The 17,687-nt window shown below is 64.0% G+C and carries 20 protein-coding genes; 13 read left to right on the plus strand and 7 right to left on the minus strand.

Annotated features, from left to right (window positions below; all coding sequences use genetic code 11):
- Nucleotides 1–8: 8 nt before the first annotated feature.
- The 4 genes from ACQR0U_RS04605 to ACQR0U_RS04620 all read right to left on the minus strand — a co-directional run bounded on the left by ACQR0U_RS04605 (nt 9) and on the right by ACQR0U_RS04620 (nt 3,450).
- On the minus strand, nt 9–1,490 hold the full coding sequence (locus tag ACQR0U_RS04605) for a type II and III secretion system protein family protein (protein WP_315714366.1): 1,482 nt from the start codon (nt 1,488–1,490) through the stop codon (nt 9–11).
- Nucleotides 1,491–1,507: 17 nt separating this feature from the next.
- The gene (gene cpaB / locus ACQR0U_RS04610) at nt 1,508–2,308 is read right to left on the minus strand and encodes a Flp pilus assembly protein CpaB (protein WP_315713815.1); all 801 of its coding nucleotides are present in this window, start codon (nt 2,306–2,308) and stop codon (nt 1,508–1,510) included.
- A 126-nt stretch (nt 2,309–2,434) separates the two neighbouring features.
- Complete coding sequence (locus ACQR0U_RS04615; RefSeq protein ID WP_315734617.1) at nt 2,435–2,959, minus strand: A24 family peptidase; 525 nt, start codon at nt 2,957–2,959, stop codon at nt 2,435–2,437.
- A gap of 326 nt (nt 2,960–3,285) precedes the next feature.
- Nucleotides 3,286–3,450, minus strand: a complete 165-nt coding sequence (locus ACQR0U_RS04620; RefSeq protein ID WP_231317342.1) for a Flp family type IVb pilin — start codon at nt 3,448–3,450, stop codon at nt 3,286–3,288.
- A gap of 462 nt (nt 3,451–3,912) precedes the next feature.
- Here ACQR0U_RS04620 and ACQR0U_RS04625 point away from each other — a divergent pair, with 462 nt between their 5' ends.
- From ACQR0U_RS04625 to ACQR0U_RS04640, 4 genes are all read left to right on the plus strand, one after another.
- Nucleotides 3,913–4,740: a sterol desaturase family protein gene (locus ACQR0U_RS04625; RefSeq protein WP_434872086.1), complete on the plus strand. Its 828-nt coding sequence runs from the start codon at nt 3,913–3,915 to the stop codon at nt 4,738–4,740.
- Nucleotides 4,741–4,874: 134 nt separating this feature from the next.
- The gene (locus tag ACQR0U_RS04630) at nt 4,875–5,375 is read left to right on the plus strand and encodes a pilus assembly protein N-terminal domain-containing protein (RefSeq protein ID WP_434872087.1); all 501 of its coding nucleotides are present in this window, start codon (nt 4,875–4,877) and stop codon (nt 5,373–5,375) included.
- 313 nt (nt 5,376–5,688) lie between these two features.
- On the plus strand, nt 5,689–6,234 hold the full coding sequence (locus tag ACQR0U_RS04635) for a TadE/TadG family type IV pilus assembly protein (RefSeq protein ID WP_315713819.1): 546 nt from the start codon (nt 5,689–5,691) through the stop codon (nt 6,232–6,234).
- A 68-nt stretch (nt 6,235–6,302) separates the two neighbouring features.
- On the plus strand, nt 6,303–6,863 hold the full coding sequence (locus ACQR0U_RS04640) for a TadE/TadG family type IV pilus assembly protein (protein WP_315713820.1): 561 nt from the start codon (nt 6,303–6,305) through the stop codon (nt 6,861–6,863).
- 198 nt (nt 6,864–7,061) lie between these two features.
- Here ACQR0U_RS04640 and ACQR0U_RS04645 read toward each other — a convergent pair whose 3' ends face one another.
- The 3 genes from ACQR0U_RS04645 to ACQR0U_RS04655 all read right to left on the minus strand — a co-directional run bounded on the left by ACQR0U_RS04645 (nt 7,062) and on the right by ACQR0U_RS04655 (nt 9,300).
- Complete coding sequence (locus tag ACQR0U_RS04645) at nt 7,062–7,274, minus strand: cold-shock protein (protein WP_006612155.1); 213 nt, start codon at nt 7,272–7,274, stop codon at nt 7,062–7,064.
- A 301-nt stretch (nt 7,275–7,575) separates the two neighbouring features.
- A complete protein-coding gene (gene infA, locus ACQR0U_RS04650; RefSeq protein ID WP_315804701.1) occupies nt 7,576–7,866 on the minus strand; it encodes a translation initiation factor IF-1 in 291 nt (96 codons plus the stop codon).
- Nucleotides 7,867–7,890: 24 nt separating this feature from the next.
- Nucleotides 7,891–9,300: a DEAD/DEAH box helicase gene (locus ACQR0U_RS04655; protein WP_316191679.1), complete on the minus strand. Its 1,410-nt coding sequence runs from the start codon at nt 9,298–9,300 to the stop codon at nt 7,891–7,893.
- Nucleotides 9,301–9,808: 508 nt separating this feature from the next.
- Here ACQR0U_RS04655 and urtA point away from each other — a divergent pair.
- The 9 genes from urtA (at nt 9,809) to ACQR0U_RS04700 (ending at nt 17,684) form a co-directional block, all read left to right on the plus strand.
- Nucleotides 9,809–11,131: an urea ABC transporter substrate-binding protein gene (gene urtA / locus ACQR0U_RS04660; RefSeq protein ID WP_315713823.1), complete on the plus strand. Its 1,323-nt coding sequence runs from the start codon at nt 9,809–9,811 to the stop codon at nt 11,129–11,131.
- A gap of 88 nt (nt 11,132–11,219) precedes the next feature.
- Nucleotides 11,220–12,833, plus strand: coding sequence for an urea ABC transporter permease subunit UrtB (urtB, locus tag ACQR0U_RS04665; RefSeq protein WP_410051200.1), 1,614 nt, complete (start codon nt 11,220–11,222; stop codon nt 12,831–12,833).
- Complete coding sequence (gene urtC, locus ACQR0U_RS04670; protein WP_315713824.1) at nt 12,830–13,993, plus strand: urea ABC transporter permease subunit UrtC; 1,164 nt, start codon at nt 12,830–12,832, stop codon at nt 13,991–13,993. The genes urtB and urtC overlap by 4 nt, the downstream gene beginning before the upstream one ends.
- Nucleotides 13,994–13,997: 4 nt before the next feature.
- The gene (gene urtD, locus ACQR0U_RS04675; RefSeq protein WP_434872088.1) at nt 13,998–14,759 is read left to right on the plus strand and encodes an urea ABC transporter ATP-binding protein UrtD; all 762 of its coding nucleotides are present in this window, start codon (nt 13,998–14,000) and stop codon (nt 14,757–14,759) included.
- A gap of 3 nt (nt 14,760–14,762) precedes the next feature.
- Entirely contained in the window at nt 14,763–15,458 is a 696-nt protein-coding gene (gene urtE / locus ACQR0U_RS04680) for an urea ABC transporter ATP-binding subunit UrtE (RefSeq protein WP_315713826.1), read from the plus strand.
- A 58-nt stretch (nt 15,459–15,516) separates the two neighbouring features.
- Nucleotides 15,517–16,353 (plus strand): urease accessory protein UreD, encoded by an 837-nt coding sequence (locus tag ACQR0U_RS04685; protein ID WP_316200332.1) that lies wholly within the window; start codon nt 15,517–15,519, stop codon nt 16,351–16,353.
- 48 nt (nt 16,354–16,401) lie between these two features.
- Entirely contained in the window at nt 16,402–16,704 is a 303-nt protein-coding gene (locus ACQR0U_RS04690) for an urease subunit gamma (protein WP_315713828.1), read from the plus strand.
- Between the two features lie 130 nt (nt 16,705–16,834).
- Entirely contained in the window at nt 16,835–17,140 is a 306-nt protein-coding gene (locus ACQR0U_RS04695; RefSeq protein ID WP_315713829.1) for an urease subunit beta, read from the plus strand.
- Nucleotides 17,141–17,144: 4 nt separating this feature from the next.
- Complete coding sequence (locus tag ACQR0U_RS04700; protein WP_316193502.1) at nt 17,145–17,684, plus strand: HD domain-containing protein; 540 nt, start codon at nt 17,145–17,147, stop codon at nt 17,682–17,684.
- The last annotated feature ends 3 nt before the right edge of the window (nt 17,685–17,687 follow it).

The raw sequence follows: 17,687 nt of genomic DNA on the forward strand, positions 1-17,687 counted from the left end.
GTCCCGGCTCAGTCCGTGATGAAGCCATAGGTGCCGCGATAGTTGCGTCCGGGTTCGACCCGGCCGGGTACGCCGTAGATGCGGTTGATGCTACCCAGGAGATCGGCCTGGGGGTCGGACGCGGCCGCAAAGCCGTCGTCAGGGCGGGAGAGATCCTTCTGTGCCACGGCGCGGACGACGAACGGCGTCACCAGAACCATCAGTTCGGTCTGGTTGTTGACGTAGTCGCGGCTGCGGAACAGCGCGCCGAGGACCGGCAGCTGCATCAGGCCCGGCATGCCGCTGATCGCCTGCTTGGTCTGCTGCTGGATCAGGCCGGCCATCGCCATGGCGCCGCCGGAGGGAATTTCGAGCGTGGTCTCGGCGCGCCGGGTCTTGATCGATGGAACCGTCAACGAGTTGACCGTCGTCGAGCTGACGGCTTGCGACAGCGTGATCGAGTTCTCGTTTGAGAGCTCCGAGACCTCGGTCATCACCCGCATCGAGATCCGGCCCTCGCTGAGCACGACGGGCGTGAAGTTGAGCGAGATGCCGAACTTCTTGAAGCTGATCTGCGTCGTACAGACATGGGTCGTCGGATCGCAGGAGTAACCGGCGGGAACCGGAAACTCGCCGCCGGCGATGAAGGTCGCGGATTCGCCCGAGATGGCGGTCAGATTGGGTTCGGCGAGCGTACGGATCACGCCCGCGTTCTCCATCGCGCGCAGCGTCGCCTGCACCGTCGGGGTCGCCCCGCCCAACGCTGCGGTCACGGCGTTGTTGGAGACGAGATTGCTACCGTAGGCGGTGAACGGATTGGAGTTCGCGAATTTGACGACAGCAGTTCCGTAGTTGAGCTGGCCGGAGAGATCGATGCCGAGCTGCTTGACGACCGAGCGCTGCACCTCGGCGACCGTCACCTTCAGCATCACCTGGTCCCGGCCGCGCACGGTGATCGAGTTGACGACCTTGTCGGCGCCGCCGGCGAGCCGGGCGGCCAGTTCGCCGGCCTGCTGGGCTTCGATCTGGCTCGACGCCGAGCCGGTCAGCACGATGCTGTCGGCGAGGCCCTCGATCTGGATATCGGCATTCGGCAGCAACTGCTTCAGCGCCGCCCGGGCGCCGTTCAGGTCGCGCTTGACCGCGATGTCGTAGGCCGCGATCTGCTGGCCCTGCGCGTCGAAGAAGACGATATTCGTCTGACCGATCGCCGCACCAATGATGTAGGCGCGCTGAGAGGAGCGCACGACGGCATTCGCGATCTTCGGATCAGCGACAAGAACGTCCTTGATGTCGCGCGGCAGATCGATGACGACGGACTTGCCGATGCCGAGCGCAAGGAAACGTGCATTGATCTGGCCGTCCGCGGCGGCGGCTGCAGTCGCCGGGCGATAGTCTGCCGCGATCACCGGCGCGATCGCCGGATTGAGGGTCAGCGCAGCGGCGGCCGAAAACGACAGCGCGCGGACCAGCAGGGTCCGCATCTTCCGCTGATTTTCGCTGCAGGTCATCTGGGTGGTCCTCTTGCTCACTTCTGCGTCGTCATCGTGCTGGGAATGCCGAAGCGGACGACGGCAACGCTGTCGCTGCGCTTGCGGCTGGTCTCGTCCGTGCGGCGCTCGGCCACGTTGACGTCGGCGATGCTGCGGAGCGCCAGGGACAGCGTTCCGGTTTGACGGGCACGCGCGAGCGTCTCGGCCTGTTCCGGCTTCAGCTCCAGCGTGACGGTCTTGCCGACCACCGTGGTCTGGCCGTCCTTTTCCTTGGGGGCCTGATCGATCGCCAGCACACGGATGTTCGACAGGATGATATCGGAGCTGACGACGTCGCCCGCGTTGGGCTGATCCGGATTGCGTTCGCGCTTGGACAGGATCACGTCGACGCGGTCGTTCGGCAGGATGAAGCCGCCGGCGCCGGTCTCCGGAGAAATCTCGGTGGAAACGGCGCGCATGCCGGCCGGCAGGATCGCGGCCATGAAGCCCGAGCCGTCGGCCTTGACGAGCTTTTGTTCGCGGATGGGCTCGCCGGCAATGAACGGCGCCCGCGCGATCGTGCCGGTTATCTGCGTCTGTCCTTCAGGCCGCTCGTTGCGGCGGATGAAGCTGGCACTGGCCGTGGCCGCCGGCCAGCTCTGCCACTGCAGATCTTCGGGCTTGAGGGATTGGCCGAGGGCGATGTCGCCCTTGGCGACGAGAACGTCGACGGTCGGCATCTGCGGCGCGGGCGCGGCGACTTGAGCCGGCCGGTCGTCGGACCCGCTCGCGAGATATGCGGCCACGCCGCCAGCGCCTACAGCGATGGTCAGAACCACAATGCGTGCGGTATTCATACGCTTCACTTTCCACATGACGCCGCGACGTTTCCGCCGCCGTGATGGGAGTTGAGCAGTTATTCGTCAAAGCATGGTTAATGAGGCGTATCTAAATCGCCTTAACACCGCGTTGACACGGTGTGTTCAGAGCAATGCAAGGCGCGCAGCGTCGATCGCCTTCACCCAATCGGTCTCCGGATAGACCATCAGAGCGCCCAGGGCGAGCGCGATGCCATAGGGCACGCCGCTCTCCTTGGCGTGCAGGCGTGCAAGCCAGGGTTGCCCTGCCAGCATGTAGGGCAACGGCCATTGCCGGAACTGCATGAGGGCGAGGGTGAGCACGCCGCCGAAGATCGAGGCGTACAACAGGTAGTTCATCAGGTGGGCGAAGCCGAACCACAGGGCGGCGGCGGATGCGACCTTGGCGTCACCGCCGCCGATCCAGCCGAATGCAAAGCAGGTGAAAGCAATCACCAGCAGGGTCGCGCCCGCGCCCAGATGCATCAGCATGTCAGCCATGCTCATCCCGCTCAGCGGCGCCAGAACCAGGAAGCCGGCGACGAGCGCCAGGGAGACCCGGTTCGAAATGGTCATCGTGAACAGGTCGCTCGCCGCGGCAAAGGCCATCAGGGCCGGAAACAGCAGAAGGCGCGCGAGATCGAGGGTCATGGGCTCTCAATGGCATCGACGCGGGGCATGGGTGCGTCGCTGCGCCAGAGCCTAGCTGCAAGAAATAAACGATCGGGAAACAGCCGGAATGGCTGGCTGGTTGTCATTCTCACCAGACGCTGACGATGCGGGCCGCCAGAGCGAGGATGGACAGGCCGAGGCCGCCGCAGATCCAACGCAAGGCGACGTCGGCCCCGCTGGACGGAGGCCGGGACGCGGCTGCGGACAAAACGTGGTTACGCATCACTGAACGCCGCGAAGCTGAATGTGGAAATGATAAAGGCCCCGGATGTCCGGGGCCTTTTTTGCTCGGCCGTGACGACCGCTTACTTCAGCGAGGTGTTGATCGCGCCGAACTTGGAGCTCAGGCTGGAGCCGAGACCGTTCACCGCGGCAATGATCGCGAGCGAGATGCCGGCGGCGATCAGACCGTATTCGATCGCGGTCGCGCCGGATTCATCCTTCACGAAGCGAGCAAGAAGATTCTTCATAGGTAACTCCATGTACACGTGGCTGGTCGAACAAACTCTGGTCGTTGCGGCGTTCTCAGCACCGTGACCATGCGGCCACCGTAGGGGGCAGGAATTTCGGCGTAGTTAATTCGGTCGCCGAAACACGGCGACAAATGGCTGTTATTGTGCAGAGTAAACATTGGATGAAGCGCGGCACGACCATTCGAAATAACGCATGGCCACGCCGCAGTCGGTCTCGCTGAAAAGACGGGCGCAGGGATGGGGCCGTCATGCCCGGCCCCATCCATCGCCAGGCCTGCTCCGCATTCCACACTATCCACACGATATGCATGGGGCCGTGTCGACCTGGCTGGTGGAGCATGTGGCTCGAGGTCGATCGCGCTGGGCCGATCGGCAGGGCGGTTCTGCGGGCGCGCAGGTTCACGGCTCCTTAAGCGCCAGGGAGTACCCCTCGGAACAGTTCATGAGATGAGGAATGTGATGTCCGGTCTGCCATGGGAAGTCGCGCTGATGCTCGGCCAGACCATCGAGAAGGTGTTGCCGATCACCTTGATGCTGGCAGTGGTGTTCTCGGTGCTCAGTCACTTCTGGGCCTGCAATCCCGGCAAGCCGTGGTGGCAGAAGCGCGAGCTCGTCACCGACGTGGTCTACTGGTTCTTCGTGCCGGTGTTCGCGCGGGTGCTCCGCATCGGCTTTCTCGTGCTCGGCGCCAGCGTTGTCTTCAAGATCCGCGACGCCGACGAGTTGATCGCCTTCTATGAAAACGGGCACGGCCCGTTGGCGCAGCTTCCCGAATGGCTGCAGGGGGGGCTCTTCCTCGTGCTCTCCGACTTCATGCTGTACTGGACGCATCGTCTGTTCCATGGCGGCGAGTTCTGGAAATACCACGCGGTTCACCATTCGTCGGAGGATCTCGAGTGGATTTCGGCGGCCCGCTTCCATCCGATCAACCTGATCCTCGGCACGATCGCGGTCGACGTCATCCTCTTGATGGCCGGCATCTCGCCCAACGTCATGATCTGGGTCGGACCGTTCACGACGTTCCATTCGGCCTTCGTCCACGCCAATCTCAACTGGACGCTGGGCCCGCTGAAATATGTCCTCGCCACACCCGTCTTCCATCGCTGGCACCACACGTCGATGGAGCAGGGCGGCAACACCAATTTCGCCGGCACGTTCCCGATCTGGGACATCCTGTTCGGCACGTTCCGGGTGCCGGAGGGGCAGTTGCCCATGGCCTACGGCAAGGACGAGGCGACGATGCCCGGTGAGTTCGGCGGTCAGCTCGCGTTTCCGTTCCGAAGATGACGTGTTCTGCAACCGCCCGAGGCTTCGTCGCGACGTTTGCAGATCATTCACCAATTGAGCGCAGATTTGCCGCGTCGGGCGCCGTCACCGCTGCGTATCGCTTGAGACGGCTCGTCAATGTCCCGGGGTTGAGTATGTCGCTCTTTGTGTCGCGTCGTTCTAGTGTTTCCCTCGCATTGCGGGCGGCTGTCGCCGCGGTGCTGCTGTGGCCGGCTGCCGCCTTGGCGGAGCCTGATCCCGCCATCGCCGTGAATGTCGACCAGGCCAAGCTGGTCAAGTTGCCCGACCGGGTCGCGACGCTCGTCGTCGGCAATCCGATGATCGCCGATGTGACCTTGCAGAGCGGCGGCATCATCGTCGTCACCGGCAAGAGCTACGGTGCCACCAACTTCATTGCGATGGATCGCGGCGGACAGGTGCTGATCGATCGCCAGATCCAGGTCGCCGGACCCACCGACCAGCTCGTGACGGTGTATCGGGGCGTCGATCGCGAGACCTATAGCTGCATGCCGATCTGCCAGCGCCGGGTGACCTTGGGCGACGGCGACAACTACTTCAAATCGGTGCTCGACCAGGCTGGAACGATGTCCAGCACGGCGAGCGGCAACGCGGCGGCGGCCTCGAAGACCAACTGAACGCTGGCCTGGCCATGCTTGGCCGGGTCGATGGCAGCGCCTGACCGCATCTCCACGCGCCTCCGCACCGACGATGCGGTGAGCCTCGCCGCCGGTGCTGCGGCTGGATCGCCCGGTTCGTTTGGTTTCGATGATCGGGTCGGGCAGGTGGCGCGCTGCCTCGGAGGGCCGACCGCGAGCGAACCCCCAAGCATGGTTAGCGGGACGTTGATGCGGCGGGCCATACTGTCCGTATTGTAGGAAACTCTTTCCCAAGGAGTTTCCGCTATTCGTTTCACCCAGGTTGATGTGCCTTCCCAGTCCGGATGACCCCATGCAAGCCCCCGTCTCCTTGACCGCTTCGATGCGCCGGCTGTTGCGCCGCTTCCGGCGCAACCGGCGGGCATCGGCCGCGCTCGAATTCGCGCTGGTCGCGCCGGTCTTCTTTGCGCTGCTGTTCGCGATCATCGAAACGGCGCTGATGTTCTTTGCCGGCCAGGTGCTCGAGACGATCACGCAGGACTCGGCGCGCATGATCCTGACCGGACAGGCGCAACAGGGCGCCTATACGCAGTCGCAGTTCGCGAGTTACGTCTGCACCCAGGTTCCCGCGCTGTTCGACTGCAACAAGATCTATATCGACGTGAAGAGCTACTCCTCGTTCGGGAGCGTCTCCATCAGCAACCAGATCGACAACAGCGGCAACTTCGTCAACAACATGACCTACAGCCCGGGCGCCGCCGGAGACATCGTCGTCGTCAGGCTGTTCTATCAATGGCCGATCTTCGTGACGGGGCTCGGCTACAACATCGCCAATCTGAGCGGCAGCAAGCGGCTGCTGGTGGGTACGGCCGCATTTAAGAACGAGCCGTATTCATAACACTGACCTCGCGAGCTGCGTCTGAGGAACACCAGGAATTCATCATGCCGTTGGGAAGAATGCCGGGTATGTCTTCGAGCCTGCGCCTGTGGCGTCGCATCGACGCCTTCGCTGCCGATTGTCGCGGTGTCGCGGCCACCGAGTTCGCATTCATCGTGCCGCTGATGCTGGTGATGTTCTTCGGCACGGTCGAATTCTGCTCGGCCATCGCCGTCGACCGCAAGGTCACCCTGATGGCGCGCACCCTGTCGGATCTGACCTCGCAATCGACCTCGGTTGGCGACAGCGACATGTCGAACTTCTTCGCCGCCTCGACCGGCATCATGTACCCGTATTCCACGACGCCGGTGAATGCGACGATCACCGAGCTCTATGTCGATCCCACCACCAAGCAGGCGACGGTGAAGTGGAGCAAGGGATCGACGCCGCGAACCGTCGGCATGACGGTCGGCGTGCCGGCTGAATTGCTGGTGTCCGGCACCTATCTGATCTTCAGCGAGGTGAACTACCAGTACGTTCCGACGATCGGCTACGTCATGGGCAAGACGGGCGTCAATCTCAGCGACGTCGCCTATACCCGCCCGCGGCAGTCGACCTGTGTGATGTATAGCCCGGCGACTTCCTGCTGAGGTGAGGGCTGCCGCAACGGAGCCCGCCCGGCCCCGGGGCCGCAGTCGCATACGCGCCTGCGAACCGGAGCGACCGACACTACGGTCATTTGGACGAGCAGAACTCGGCGGCAAACAATCAAGGCAATAAAAAAGGCCGCGCAAGGCGGCCTTTCGTTGTCCAGATGGGCAATCGCATGCGCGATCGCCCGGCGTCGCTCAATTGGCGGCGCGGAGATTGTCGGCCGACGACTTGCCCGAACGGCGGTCCGCCACGATCTCGTAGGAGATCTTCTGGCCTTCCCGCAGCGTGCCGAGACCAGCGCGCTCGACGGCGCTGATGTGCACGAACACGTCGTTGCCGCCGTCGTCCGGCTGAATGAAGCCATAGCCCTTGGTTGCGTTAAACCACTTCACGGTTCCCATGCTCACGGGGTAGTTCCCTTCTCAGATACCAAATGCGTAGCCCAGTCTCCTGGGCTGGTTAGATCGAATTTTTGGAAGGGTCGTCAGCGTCTGAACCGGCTGTACCGGTAATAGCTAATCTCGTCCGGCCGAAAATCGATTGCGGGATATATTATTGGAAATGCCCGCGCAAAACAATCCTGAGCTGCGCGAGAGTGCATGATTTTTTGACGCGCCGGCTCGACGCCGACGCGCTGAATTGTCGCTGATTGCGCAAGGCTTGATCAATCCGCCGGGCCGGGCGGAACATTGCTCCGCCCCAATGCCCCTAGCGCCGACGGAACTGGCCGCCGCGCTGCGCTGCGCCACGCGGAGGACCGCCGGGCGAGCTGGGACGCTCGTCCTTGTGGCGGAAGATCAGCCGGCCCTTTTCGAGGTCGTAGGGCGACATCTCGACCGTCACGCGGTCTCCCGCGAGCGTCTTGATGCGATTCTTTTTCATCTTGCCCGCGGTGTAGGCGACGATCTCGTGCCCCGCGTCGAGTTGTACCCGATAGCGTGCGTCGGGAAGGATTTCGGTGACCAGCCCTTCGAACTGGATCAGCTCTTCCTTAGCCATGTCTTTCTCCAGATCGATAGACGTCTAGTTTGGCCGTTGGTTGCGGTTTTGAGCGTGGTTTTTGGGTCTGCCCTCGCGATGCAGGAAAGCAACGCCTTGAATCGACCCGGCCTTGCCGCCGCCTTGCGACGGCCGCTGGGGCTCCTGACGATTGCCTGGCAGAGGCGCCATCTTAGCATTGGAACGACGGTGACGGCGAGGGCCTTTTGCGGCGGTGCCACCGTCGTTGGTCCGCGCATTCTGCATGCCAGGACGGCCACCGCGCTGAGGCGGCTTGGCCGGTGCAGCGGCCTCGCGGAGGCCGGGCGTGCGGCGATCGTCGCGCGGCAGCGAGATCTTGATCAGCCGTTCGATGTCGCGAAGGTAGGACAGCTCGTCCGATCCGGCCACGAGCGAAATCGCAACGCCCTCGGCGCCGGCGCGCGCCGTGCGGCCGATCCGGTGGACGTAGGTCTCGGGCACGTTCGGCAGGTCGAAATTGACGACATGGCTGACGCCGTCGACGTCGATGCCGCGGGCCGCGATGTCGGTTGCGACCAGGGTTCGGATCTCGCCGGTGCGGAACGCCGCCAGGGTGCGCTCGCGGTGGTTCTGCGACTTGTTGCCGTGAATCGCCTGGGCGGGGATGCCGGCTCTTTCGAGGCTCTTCACGACCTTGTCGGCGCCGTGCTTGGTGCGGGTGAACACCAGCGCGCGGTTGACCGGCTCCTGCTTGAGCAACTGAGCCAGAAGGTTCGGCTTGGCCGAGTGGTCAACGTGGATGACGCGCTGGGCAATGCGCTCGACCGTCGAGGAGACGGGGGTCACCGCGACTCGCGCGGGGTCGCGCAGCATGGCGTCCGCGAGCTCGGCGATGTCCTTAGGCATGGTGGCCGAGAAGAACAGCGTCTGCCGCTTGATCGGCAGCTTGGCCACGATCTTCCGGATGTCGTTGATGAAGCCCATGTCGAGCATGCGGTCGGCTTCATCGAGCACCAGGAACTCGACATGGGTCAGCTTCAAAGCGTTGCTCTGAACCAGATCGAGCAACCGGCCAGGGGTGGCAACCAGCACTTCGAGGCCGGGCATGATAGCGCGGACCTGGCGCCCCATCGGCACGCCGCCGATCGCGAGCGCCGAGCTCAGCCGGATGTGCCGGCCATAGGTGTTGAAGCTGTCGAGGATCTGACCCGACAATTCGCGGGTCGGGCTCAGCACCAGCACGCGTGCCGTCTTCGGCTGCGGCTTGATCCGGTTCAGCAGCAAGCGGTGCAGGATCGGCAGCGCAAACGAGGCCGTTTTGCCGGTTCCCGTCTGGGCGATGCCGATCACGTCGCGGCCTTCGAGCGCGAGCGGGATGGTCTGGGCCTGGATCGGGGTAGGGGTGGTGTAGTTCTCTTCCTTCAGCGCGCGCGTCAGCGCGTCGGCGAGGTTAAAATCCTGGAAGGATGTCAAAAGATGGGGCTTTCCATAAGAGGATAAGGCCCGTGTCGGCAGGCAGCCGGACGCGGGTGGGTGGTTGAGAGACACCCGCGTGTTTGGAGCGCCTAGATTGGATGGGTGAGAATGCGAAGCCAGAAGCTCTGGTCGAGCTAAAGAACACGCGGCTTGCAAAGATCCGGCCGATTCGCCTTGATCTACCAGCTATATGGAACAGATGGACGGCACTTTCAAGGCCGGTGCGCAACGGATTGGCTTTCCGGGTGGTACTCGGCTGCTTTAAATTTAGCCATTCAAAACAAAGTGCACAAATCCTGCGCTGTATGCCATCTGATTAATCATCTTGCTTGCTCAATCCGGCAGCAGAAGGTCGCGGTACCTCTCTGCGAGAACGCCCAGTTCCACTTTTATGTCAATGCCTTACCAGATGTGCACGGCATGGCACACTTCTTGCGATTCTGCCTGCGCAGACCGCCGGCCGCCTTGGCTGCGAAGCAGGTCTGCGTCAGGGAGATATTACCTCATGCTTACTCGACTCACTCGGGAATTAACGGCGCCGTTCAGCCGCCGTCGCTGGCTGGCTGCTGCTGCCGGCCTGGCGCTCGGCGCAGCCGGCTTTGGCCCGGCCAAGGCCGCTGACGACACCATCAAGATTGGCGTTCTGCATTCTCTGTCCGGCACCATGGCCATCAGCGAGACCACGCTGAAGGACACGATCCTGTTCTTGATCGACGAACAGAACAAGAAGGGCGGCGTACTCGGCAAGAAGCTCGAGGCCGTCGTGGTCGACCCCGCTTCGAACTGGCCGCTGTTCGCCGAGAAGGCGCGTGAGCTGATCACCAAGGACAAGGTCGCGGTCGTGTTCGGCTGCTGGACCTCGGTGTCGCGCAAGTCGGTGCTGCCGGTGTTCAAGGAGCTCAACAGCATCCTGTTCTACCCGGTCCAGTACGAGGGCGAGGAGAGCGAGCGCAACGTGTTCTACACCGGTGCGGCGCCGAACCAGCAGGCGATCCCGGCGGTCGACTACCTGATGAAGGAAGAGAAGGTGAAGCGCTGGGTGCTGGCCGGGACCGACTACGTCTATCCGCGCACCACCAACAAGATCCTGGAAGCCTACCTGAAGTCCAAGGGCGTGGCTCAGGACGACATCATGATCAACTACACGCCGTTCGGTCACTCCGACTGGCAGACGATCGTCGCCGACATCAAGAAGTTCGGCTCGGCCGGCAAGAAGACCGCCGTGGTCTCGACCATCAACGGCGACGCCAACGTTCCATTCTACAAGGAGCTCGGCAACCAGGGCATCAAGGCCAAGGACATTCCGGTCGTCGCGTTCTCGGTGGGTGAGGAAGAGCTCGCCGGCATCGACACCAAGCCGCTGGTCGGCCATCTCGCCGCCTGGAACTATTTCGAGTCGATCAAGACCCCGGCCAACGAGAAGTTCATCAAGGATTGGCAGGCCTACACCAAGAACCCGAAGCGCGTGACCAACGACCCGATGGAAGCGCATGTGATCGGCTTCAACATGTGGGTGAAGGCGGTGGAGAAGGTGAAGTCGACCGATCCGGACAAGGTCATCGACGCTCTCCCGGGCACCGAGGCGCCGAATCTGACCGGCGGCGTGTCGAAGATGCTGCCGAACCACCACATCACCAAGCCGGTGTTCATCGGCGAGATCAAGGGCGATGGCCAGTTCAGTGTCGTCTACAAGACCAAGGACCTCGTCCCCGGCGACGCCTGGTCGAAGGAGCTCGAGGGCTCGAAGGACCTGATCGGCGACTGGGTCGGCAAGAAGTGCGGCAATTTCAACGTCAAGACCAACAAGTGCCTGGGCTCGGGCTCCTGATCTCGACCTGACGCGACCATGACGACAGGAGAAGGCGGCGATGTTGCCGCCTTCTCCTGACCTCCTGAACTCCTGCCGGGGTTGTCCAGTGCCTGCTCTTTTTCTGGCGATCATTCGCCGTCTGCTTGTTTTGCTCGCCCTGATCGCCGTTTCCGTTCCCGCCTTCGCAGCCAGTTTCGAAGAGTCCGTCGCGAAGTTCGCGAACGATGATTTCTCGGACACGGACGAGGCCGTCGGCGAGATCGCCGTGTCGGGCAACCCGCTGGCTTTCCCGATCATCAGCGCGCTCCAGGACGAGCGGCTGATGTTCGATGCCGACACCAAGAAGGTCTTCATCAAGCAGGCCGACGGCAGGATCATCGATGCTGCCACCGGCGCCGCCGTCGACAAACTGCCCGACAATGCCGCCGCCGTCAGCCTCAACAACCGGCTGCGCCGCAGCGTCGATGCCGCGCTCGGTGGTTTGACGCTGCTGTCGCCGGATACCAACACGCGCCTGACCGCCGCAAGATCGGTGTTCAAGTCGCATGACGAGGCGACGTTGCCGACGGTGGAGTCGGCGCTCGCCAAGGAAACCAATCGCGCCGTGAAGCAGGCGCTGACCGAGGCGCGTGCCGCCATCCTCCTGTTCAAGTCTGACGCCAGCGAGGTCGACAAGCTCGAAGCCGTCGCCACCGTGAGGGCGCGCGGCGACCAGGAAGCCCTGGCGCTGCTGACGGAGATCGGCGGCGCGGACCAGCCGGCAACCGTCGCCAAGGCCGCGGCGAGCGCGATCTCGTCGATCCAGAGCTCGCTCGCAATCTGGTCCGGCGTGCAGAACGCCTGGTACGGCCTGTCGCTCGGCTCGGTGCTGCTGCTGGCGGCCATCGGCCTTGCCATCACCTTCGGCGTCATGGGTGTCATCAACATGGCCCATGGTGAGATGGTGATGCTCGGCGCCTACACCACCTTCGTCGTCCAGGAGGTCATCCGCACGCGCTACCCGGCGCTGTTCGACTATTCGCTGCTGATTGCCGTCCCGCTCGCCTTCCTGGTGGCCGGCGCGATCGGCGTGCTGATCGAGCGTACCATCATTCGCTTCCTCTACGGGCGTCCGCTGGAGACGCTGCTCGCCACCTGGGGCCTGTCGCTGATCCTGCAGCAGGCGGTGCGCACGGCGTTCGGTCCGACCAACCGCGAGGTCGGCAATCCCTCCTGGATGAGCGGTGCGTTCGAACTCGGCCAGATCACCATCACCTACAACCGGCTCTGGATCCTCTGCTTCACGATGGCCGTGTTCGCCATCCTGCTGGCGATGCTGCGTTACACCGCGCTCGGCCTGGAGATGCGTGCAGTGACGCAGAACCGGCGCATGGCGGCGTCGATGGGCATCGCGACCTCGCGGGTCGATGCGCTCACCTTCGGGCTCGGCTCCGGTATTGCCGGCATCGCCGGGGTGGCGCTGTCGCAGATCGACAATGTCAGTCCGAATCTCGGCCAGAGCTACATCATCGACTCCTTCATGGTCGTGGTGTTCGGCGGCGTCGGCAATCTCTGGGGCACCTTGGTCGGCGCCTTCACGCTCGGCATTGCCAACAAGTTCCTGGAGCCGGTCGCCGGCGCCGTGCTCGGCAAGATCGCGATCCTGGTGCTGATCATCCTGTTCATTCAAAAGCGCCCGCGCGGGCTGTTCGCGCTCAAGGGCCGGGCGGTGGAAGCATGATGCCGCACGTCCTCACCCGGTCGCTGGACCGCGCTGCGACCGTCTTCGTGCTCGTCGTCGCCGCCTGCGGCGTGCTGATCCCGCTGTCCAACCTGCTGCTGCCGGCCGGTTCGGCGCTGCAGGTGCCGACCTATCTGGTCGCGCTGTGGGGAAAATATGTCTGCTACGCGATCCTGGCGCTCTCCATCGACCTGATCTGGGGTTATTGCGGCATCCTCTCGCTCGGTCACGGCGCGTTCTTCGCGCTCGGCGGCTATGCGATGGGCATGTATCTGATGCGCCAGATCGGCACCCGGGGCGTCTATGGCAATCCGATCCTGCCGGACTTCATGGTGTTCCTGAATTATTCCAAGCTGCCCTGGTACTGGCACGGCTTCGACATGTTCTGGTTCGCGGCTTTGATGGTGCTCGTGGTGCCCGGCCTGCTCGCCTTCTGCTTCGGCTGGCTCGCCTTCCGCTCGCGCGTCACCGGCGTGTATCTGTCGATCATCACCCAGGCGATGACCTACGCGCTGCTGCTCGCCTTCTTCCGCAATGATTTCGGCTTCGGCGGCAACAACGGCCTGACGGACTTCAAGGACATCCTCGGCTTCAACGTCCAGGCGGAAGGCACCCGCGCCGCGCTGTTCGCGCTGAGCTGTCTCGCGCTCATTCTGGCGTTCCTGATCTGCCGGGCCGTTGTGTCGTCGAAGCTCGGCAAGGTGCTGATCGCGATCCGCGACGCCGAGTCGCGGACGCGTTTCCTCGGTTATCGTGTCGAGTCCTACAAGCTGTTCGTGTTCACGCTGTCGGCGTGCATGGCCGGCGTCGCAGGCGCGCTCTACGTTCCTCAGGTCGGCATCATCAACCCATCCGAGTTCGCGCCCGGCAATTCGATCGAGGCCGTGATCTGGGTCGCGGTCGGCGGCCGAGGCACGCTCGTAGGTGCTGCGCTCGGCGCCGTCGTCGTGAACTACGCGAAGACGTTCTTCACCTCGGGCGTGCTGGCGCCCTACTGGCTGTTCATGCTCGGCGCATTGTTCGTGCTCGTCACTCTGCTGCTGCCCAAAGGCATCATCGGCACCTTCAATTCCTGGTGGGATCAGCTCGGCAGCAGGAGGCTGAACGCCGAGAGCGCCGCCCGCGAGGACGGCGTCACCGAACCCAAGATGGCGGAGTGAGCGCATGAACGTGATGGACACCCGCGCGACGTCGTCGCTGCTCTATCTCGACGGCGTGCACGTCTCGTTCGACGGCTTCCACGCCATCAACAATCTCTCGCTGACGCTCGAGCCCGGCGAGATGCGCGCCATCATCGGCCCGAACGGGGCCGGCAAGACCACGATGATGGACATCATCACCGGCAAGACCAAGCCCGACGAGGGCACGGTGCTGTTCGACGGCAAGACGGATCTCACCCGCCTCGACGAGACCCGCATCGCCGAGCTCGGGATCGGCCGCAAGTTTCAGAAGCCGACGGTGTTCGAGAGCCAGTCGGTCGAGGACAACCTGCTGCTCGCGCTCAATGTCGATCACAGCGTCAAGGGCACGCTGTTCTGGCGCGGCTCGAGGAGCGAGTCCGAGCAGATCGACCGGGTGCTCGAGACCGTGCGGCTCAAGGATGCCAGACGCAAGCTCGCCGGCAGCCTGTCGCACGGCCAGAAGCAGTGGCTGGAGATCGGCATGCTCCTGGCACAGGACCCGAAGCTGCTGCTGGTCGACGAACCGGTCGCTGGAATGACCGACGTCGAGACGCATCAGACGGCTGAGCTGCTCAAGGAAATCAACGAGGATCATACCGTCATGGTCGTCGAGCACGACATGACCTTCGTGCGCGAGCTCGGCGTCAAGGTCACCTGCCTCCACGAAGGCACGGTGCTGGCCGAGGGCACCATCGATCAGGTGTCGTCGAACGATCGGGTGATCGAAGTGTATCTGGGGCGCTAGGCGATGTTGGACGTCAAGGACATCAACCTCTATTACGGCGCCGCCCAGGCGCTGCGCGGCGTCTCGATCGCGGCGGAGCCCGGCAAGGTCACCTGCGTGCTCGGGCGCAACGGCGTCGGCAAGACCTCGCTGCTGCGGGCGCTGGTCGGACAATATCCGCTGGCCTCCGGCAGCATCACCTTCGATGGCGCCGACATCACCCATCTCAAGCCCTATGAACGGGCGCGCAAGGGCATCGGCTTTGTGCCGCAGGGTCGCGAGATCTTCCCGCTGCTCACGGTGGAGGAGAACCTCAAGACCGGCTTCGGACCGCTGAAGCGCAGCGATCGCAGCATCCCGGACGACGTGTTCTCGCTGTTTCCGGTGCTGGAATCGATGCTCGGCCGCCGCGGCGGCGATCTTTCCGGCGGCCAGCAGCAGCAGCTTGCGATCGGCCGTGCCATGGTGATGCGGCCAAAGCTCCTGCTTCTCGACGAGCCGACCGAGGGCATCCAGCCCTCGATCATCAAGGACATCGGCCGGGCGATCTCGTATCTGCGCAATCTCGGCAATATCGCGATCGTCCTGGTCGAGCAGTATCTCGACTTTGCCTGCGAACTCGGCGACAACTTCGCCGTCATGGATCGCGGCGCGGTGAAGTTCACCTGCACCCGCGCCAATCTCGATCAGGCCGAGATCAGCCGCCAGATGGCGCTGTGATCATCACGTAGCTTCTCGACGCGGTCTCGCCCGCGTCTGGTCCCAGGGGAGGGGATCGATGCGGGCCGATCCCGCCAGCGCCGCTGCCGACATCTTCGAGGCCAACCGCGCCCGAGGCGCGGTGCGCTTCGACGTGCGGCTGCAGGACGGCGTGACGCGGCGCCATCATCTGCATGAATCCGGCTCGCTGCGGGTGCGCTTTCCCTCGCCCGAGGACGATGGCCTGTCGGCGATGTTCGTCAACACGGCCGGCGGCATCGCCGGCGGCGACCGCTTTGCGATCGAGGTCGCGGCCGGCGAGGGCAGCCGCGTCACGCTGTCGAGCGCCGCGGCCGAAAAGGTCTATCGCGCCGCTGGCAAGCCCGCAGAGCTCGATATCGCGCTGACCGCCCATGCGGGTGCCCACATCTCCTGGCTGCCGCAGGAGACCATCCTGTTCGACCGCTCTCGCATCCATCGCCGGATCGACATCGACCTTGCCGATACCGCCTCGCTGTTGTTGTGCGAGATCGTCGTGCTCGGCCGCACGGCCATGGGCGAGCGCATGCGCGAGGGCGAGTTCGTCGATCGCTGGCGGGTGCGGCGCGGCGGCAAGCTGGTGTTCGCCGAGACGGTCCGCCTCGACGGCGACATCGGCGACAAGCTGGCGCAGCCGGCCATCGCCAACGGCGGCGCGGCCATCGGGACCGCGCTGATCGTGCCGGGCGACGCCGCGCTGGTCGAGCGCATCCGAGAGAGCCTGCCGGCCTTCCGGGGAGAGGTCGCGCTGTCGGCCTGGAATGGATTTGCAATGGCCCGCTTCTGTGCCCAAGATGCCGCAAGCCTGCGCGCCGACATGATGGCGGTGCTCGGCTGTGCTTCGAATGGACCGCTGCCGCGGCTGTGGCTCAACTAGACGTTTACCAACTGATGACTACCAGAAGACCATCACCAGAGAGTCCGCATGAACCTGTCTCCCCGCGAAAAGGACAAGCTCCTGATCTCGATGGCCGCCATCGTGGCCCGCCGCAGGCTCGATCGCGGCGTCAAGCTGAACCACCCCGAAGCGGTCGCGATCATCTCCGACTTCATCCTGGAAGGCGCGCGTGACGGCCGCACCGTGGCCGAGCTGATGCAGGCCGGCGCCCAGGTCCTGACCCGTGATCAAGTGATGCCCGGCATCCCCGAGATGATCCACGACATCCAGGTCGAGGCGACGTTTCCGGACGGCACCAAGCTGGTCACGGTGCACGAGCCGATCCGGTGAAGCGAGCCCAACTCTTTCGGTCGTCATGCCCGGGCTTGACCCGGGCATCCACGCTGTTCGATCTGAATGGAAAAACGTGGATGGCCGGGTCAAGCCCGGCCATGACGCATGGAAACCTGCGAGGTAACTCATGATCCCCGGCGAACTCTTCATCCAAGACGGCGAGATCGAGCTCAATGCCGGCCGCAAGACCGTGACCCTGTCGGTCGCGAACACCGGCGACCGGCCGATCCAGGTCGGCTCGCACTACCATTTCTTCGAGACCAATCCGGCGCTGAAGTTCGACCGCAGACGCGCGCGCGGCATGCGGCTCGACATCGCGGCCGGCACGGCCGTGCGCTTCGAGCCGGGCCAGACCCGCGACGTGCAACTGGTCGCGCTCGCCGGCAAGCGCATGGTCTATGGCTTCCGCGGCGACGTCATGGGCAAGTTGTAAGCCGATGCTGACCGGATTGTGCCTCGTTTCCGAAGCCGCCGAGCTGGCGGCGCGCCGTCACGCCGGCCAGCAGCGCAAGGGCCGCGACGATGAGCCTTACATCAATCATCTCGCCGAGGTCGCAAACATCCTGTCGGCAACCTGCGACGGCGAGGATGCCGAGCTCGTCGCGGCAGGCTGGCTGCACGACACCATCGAGGACACCGATACGGCCGCTGATGAGCTGGCGGAGCGCTTTGGGTGTCGTGTCGCCGACCTCGTCGTGGAAGTCACTGATGACATGACCCTGCCGAAGAGCGAGCGGCGCCAGGTCCAGGTCATCGCCGCGCCCGGCAAGTCCGCTGGTGCCAAGCAGATCAAGATCGCCGACAAGATCAGCAACATCCGCGCCCGCATCTTCTTCGAGCCGGACCTGGAGCAGCAGCTCGAGCTGATGGAGTATCTCGGCTGGGCCGAGCAGGTCGTCGCCGGCTGCCGCGGTGTCAACCCGCGGCTCGATGTGCTGTTCGATGAGACGGTTGCGAATGCGCGGGGAACGCTGTGAGCC

The sequence above is a fragment of the Bradyrhizobium sp. HKCCYLRH3097 genome, from assembly GCF_051167875.1.
GTDB lineage: Bacteria > Pseudomonadota > Alphaproteobacteria > Rhizobiales > Xanthobacteraceae > Bradyrhizobium.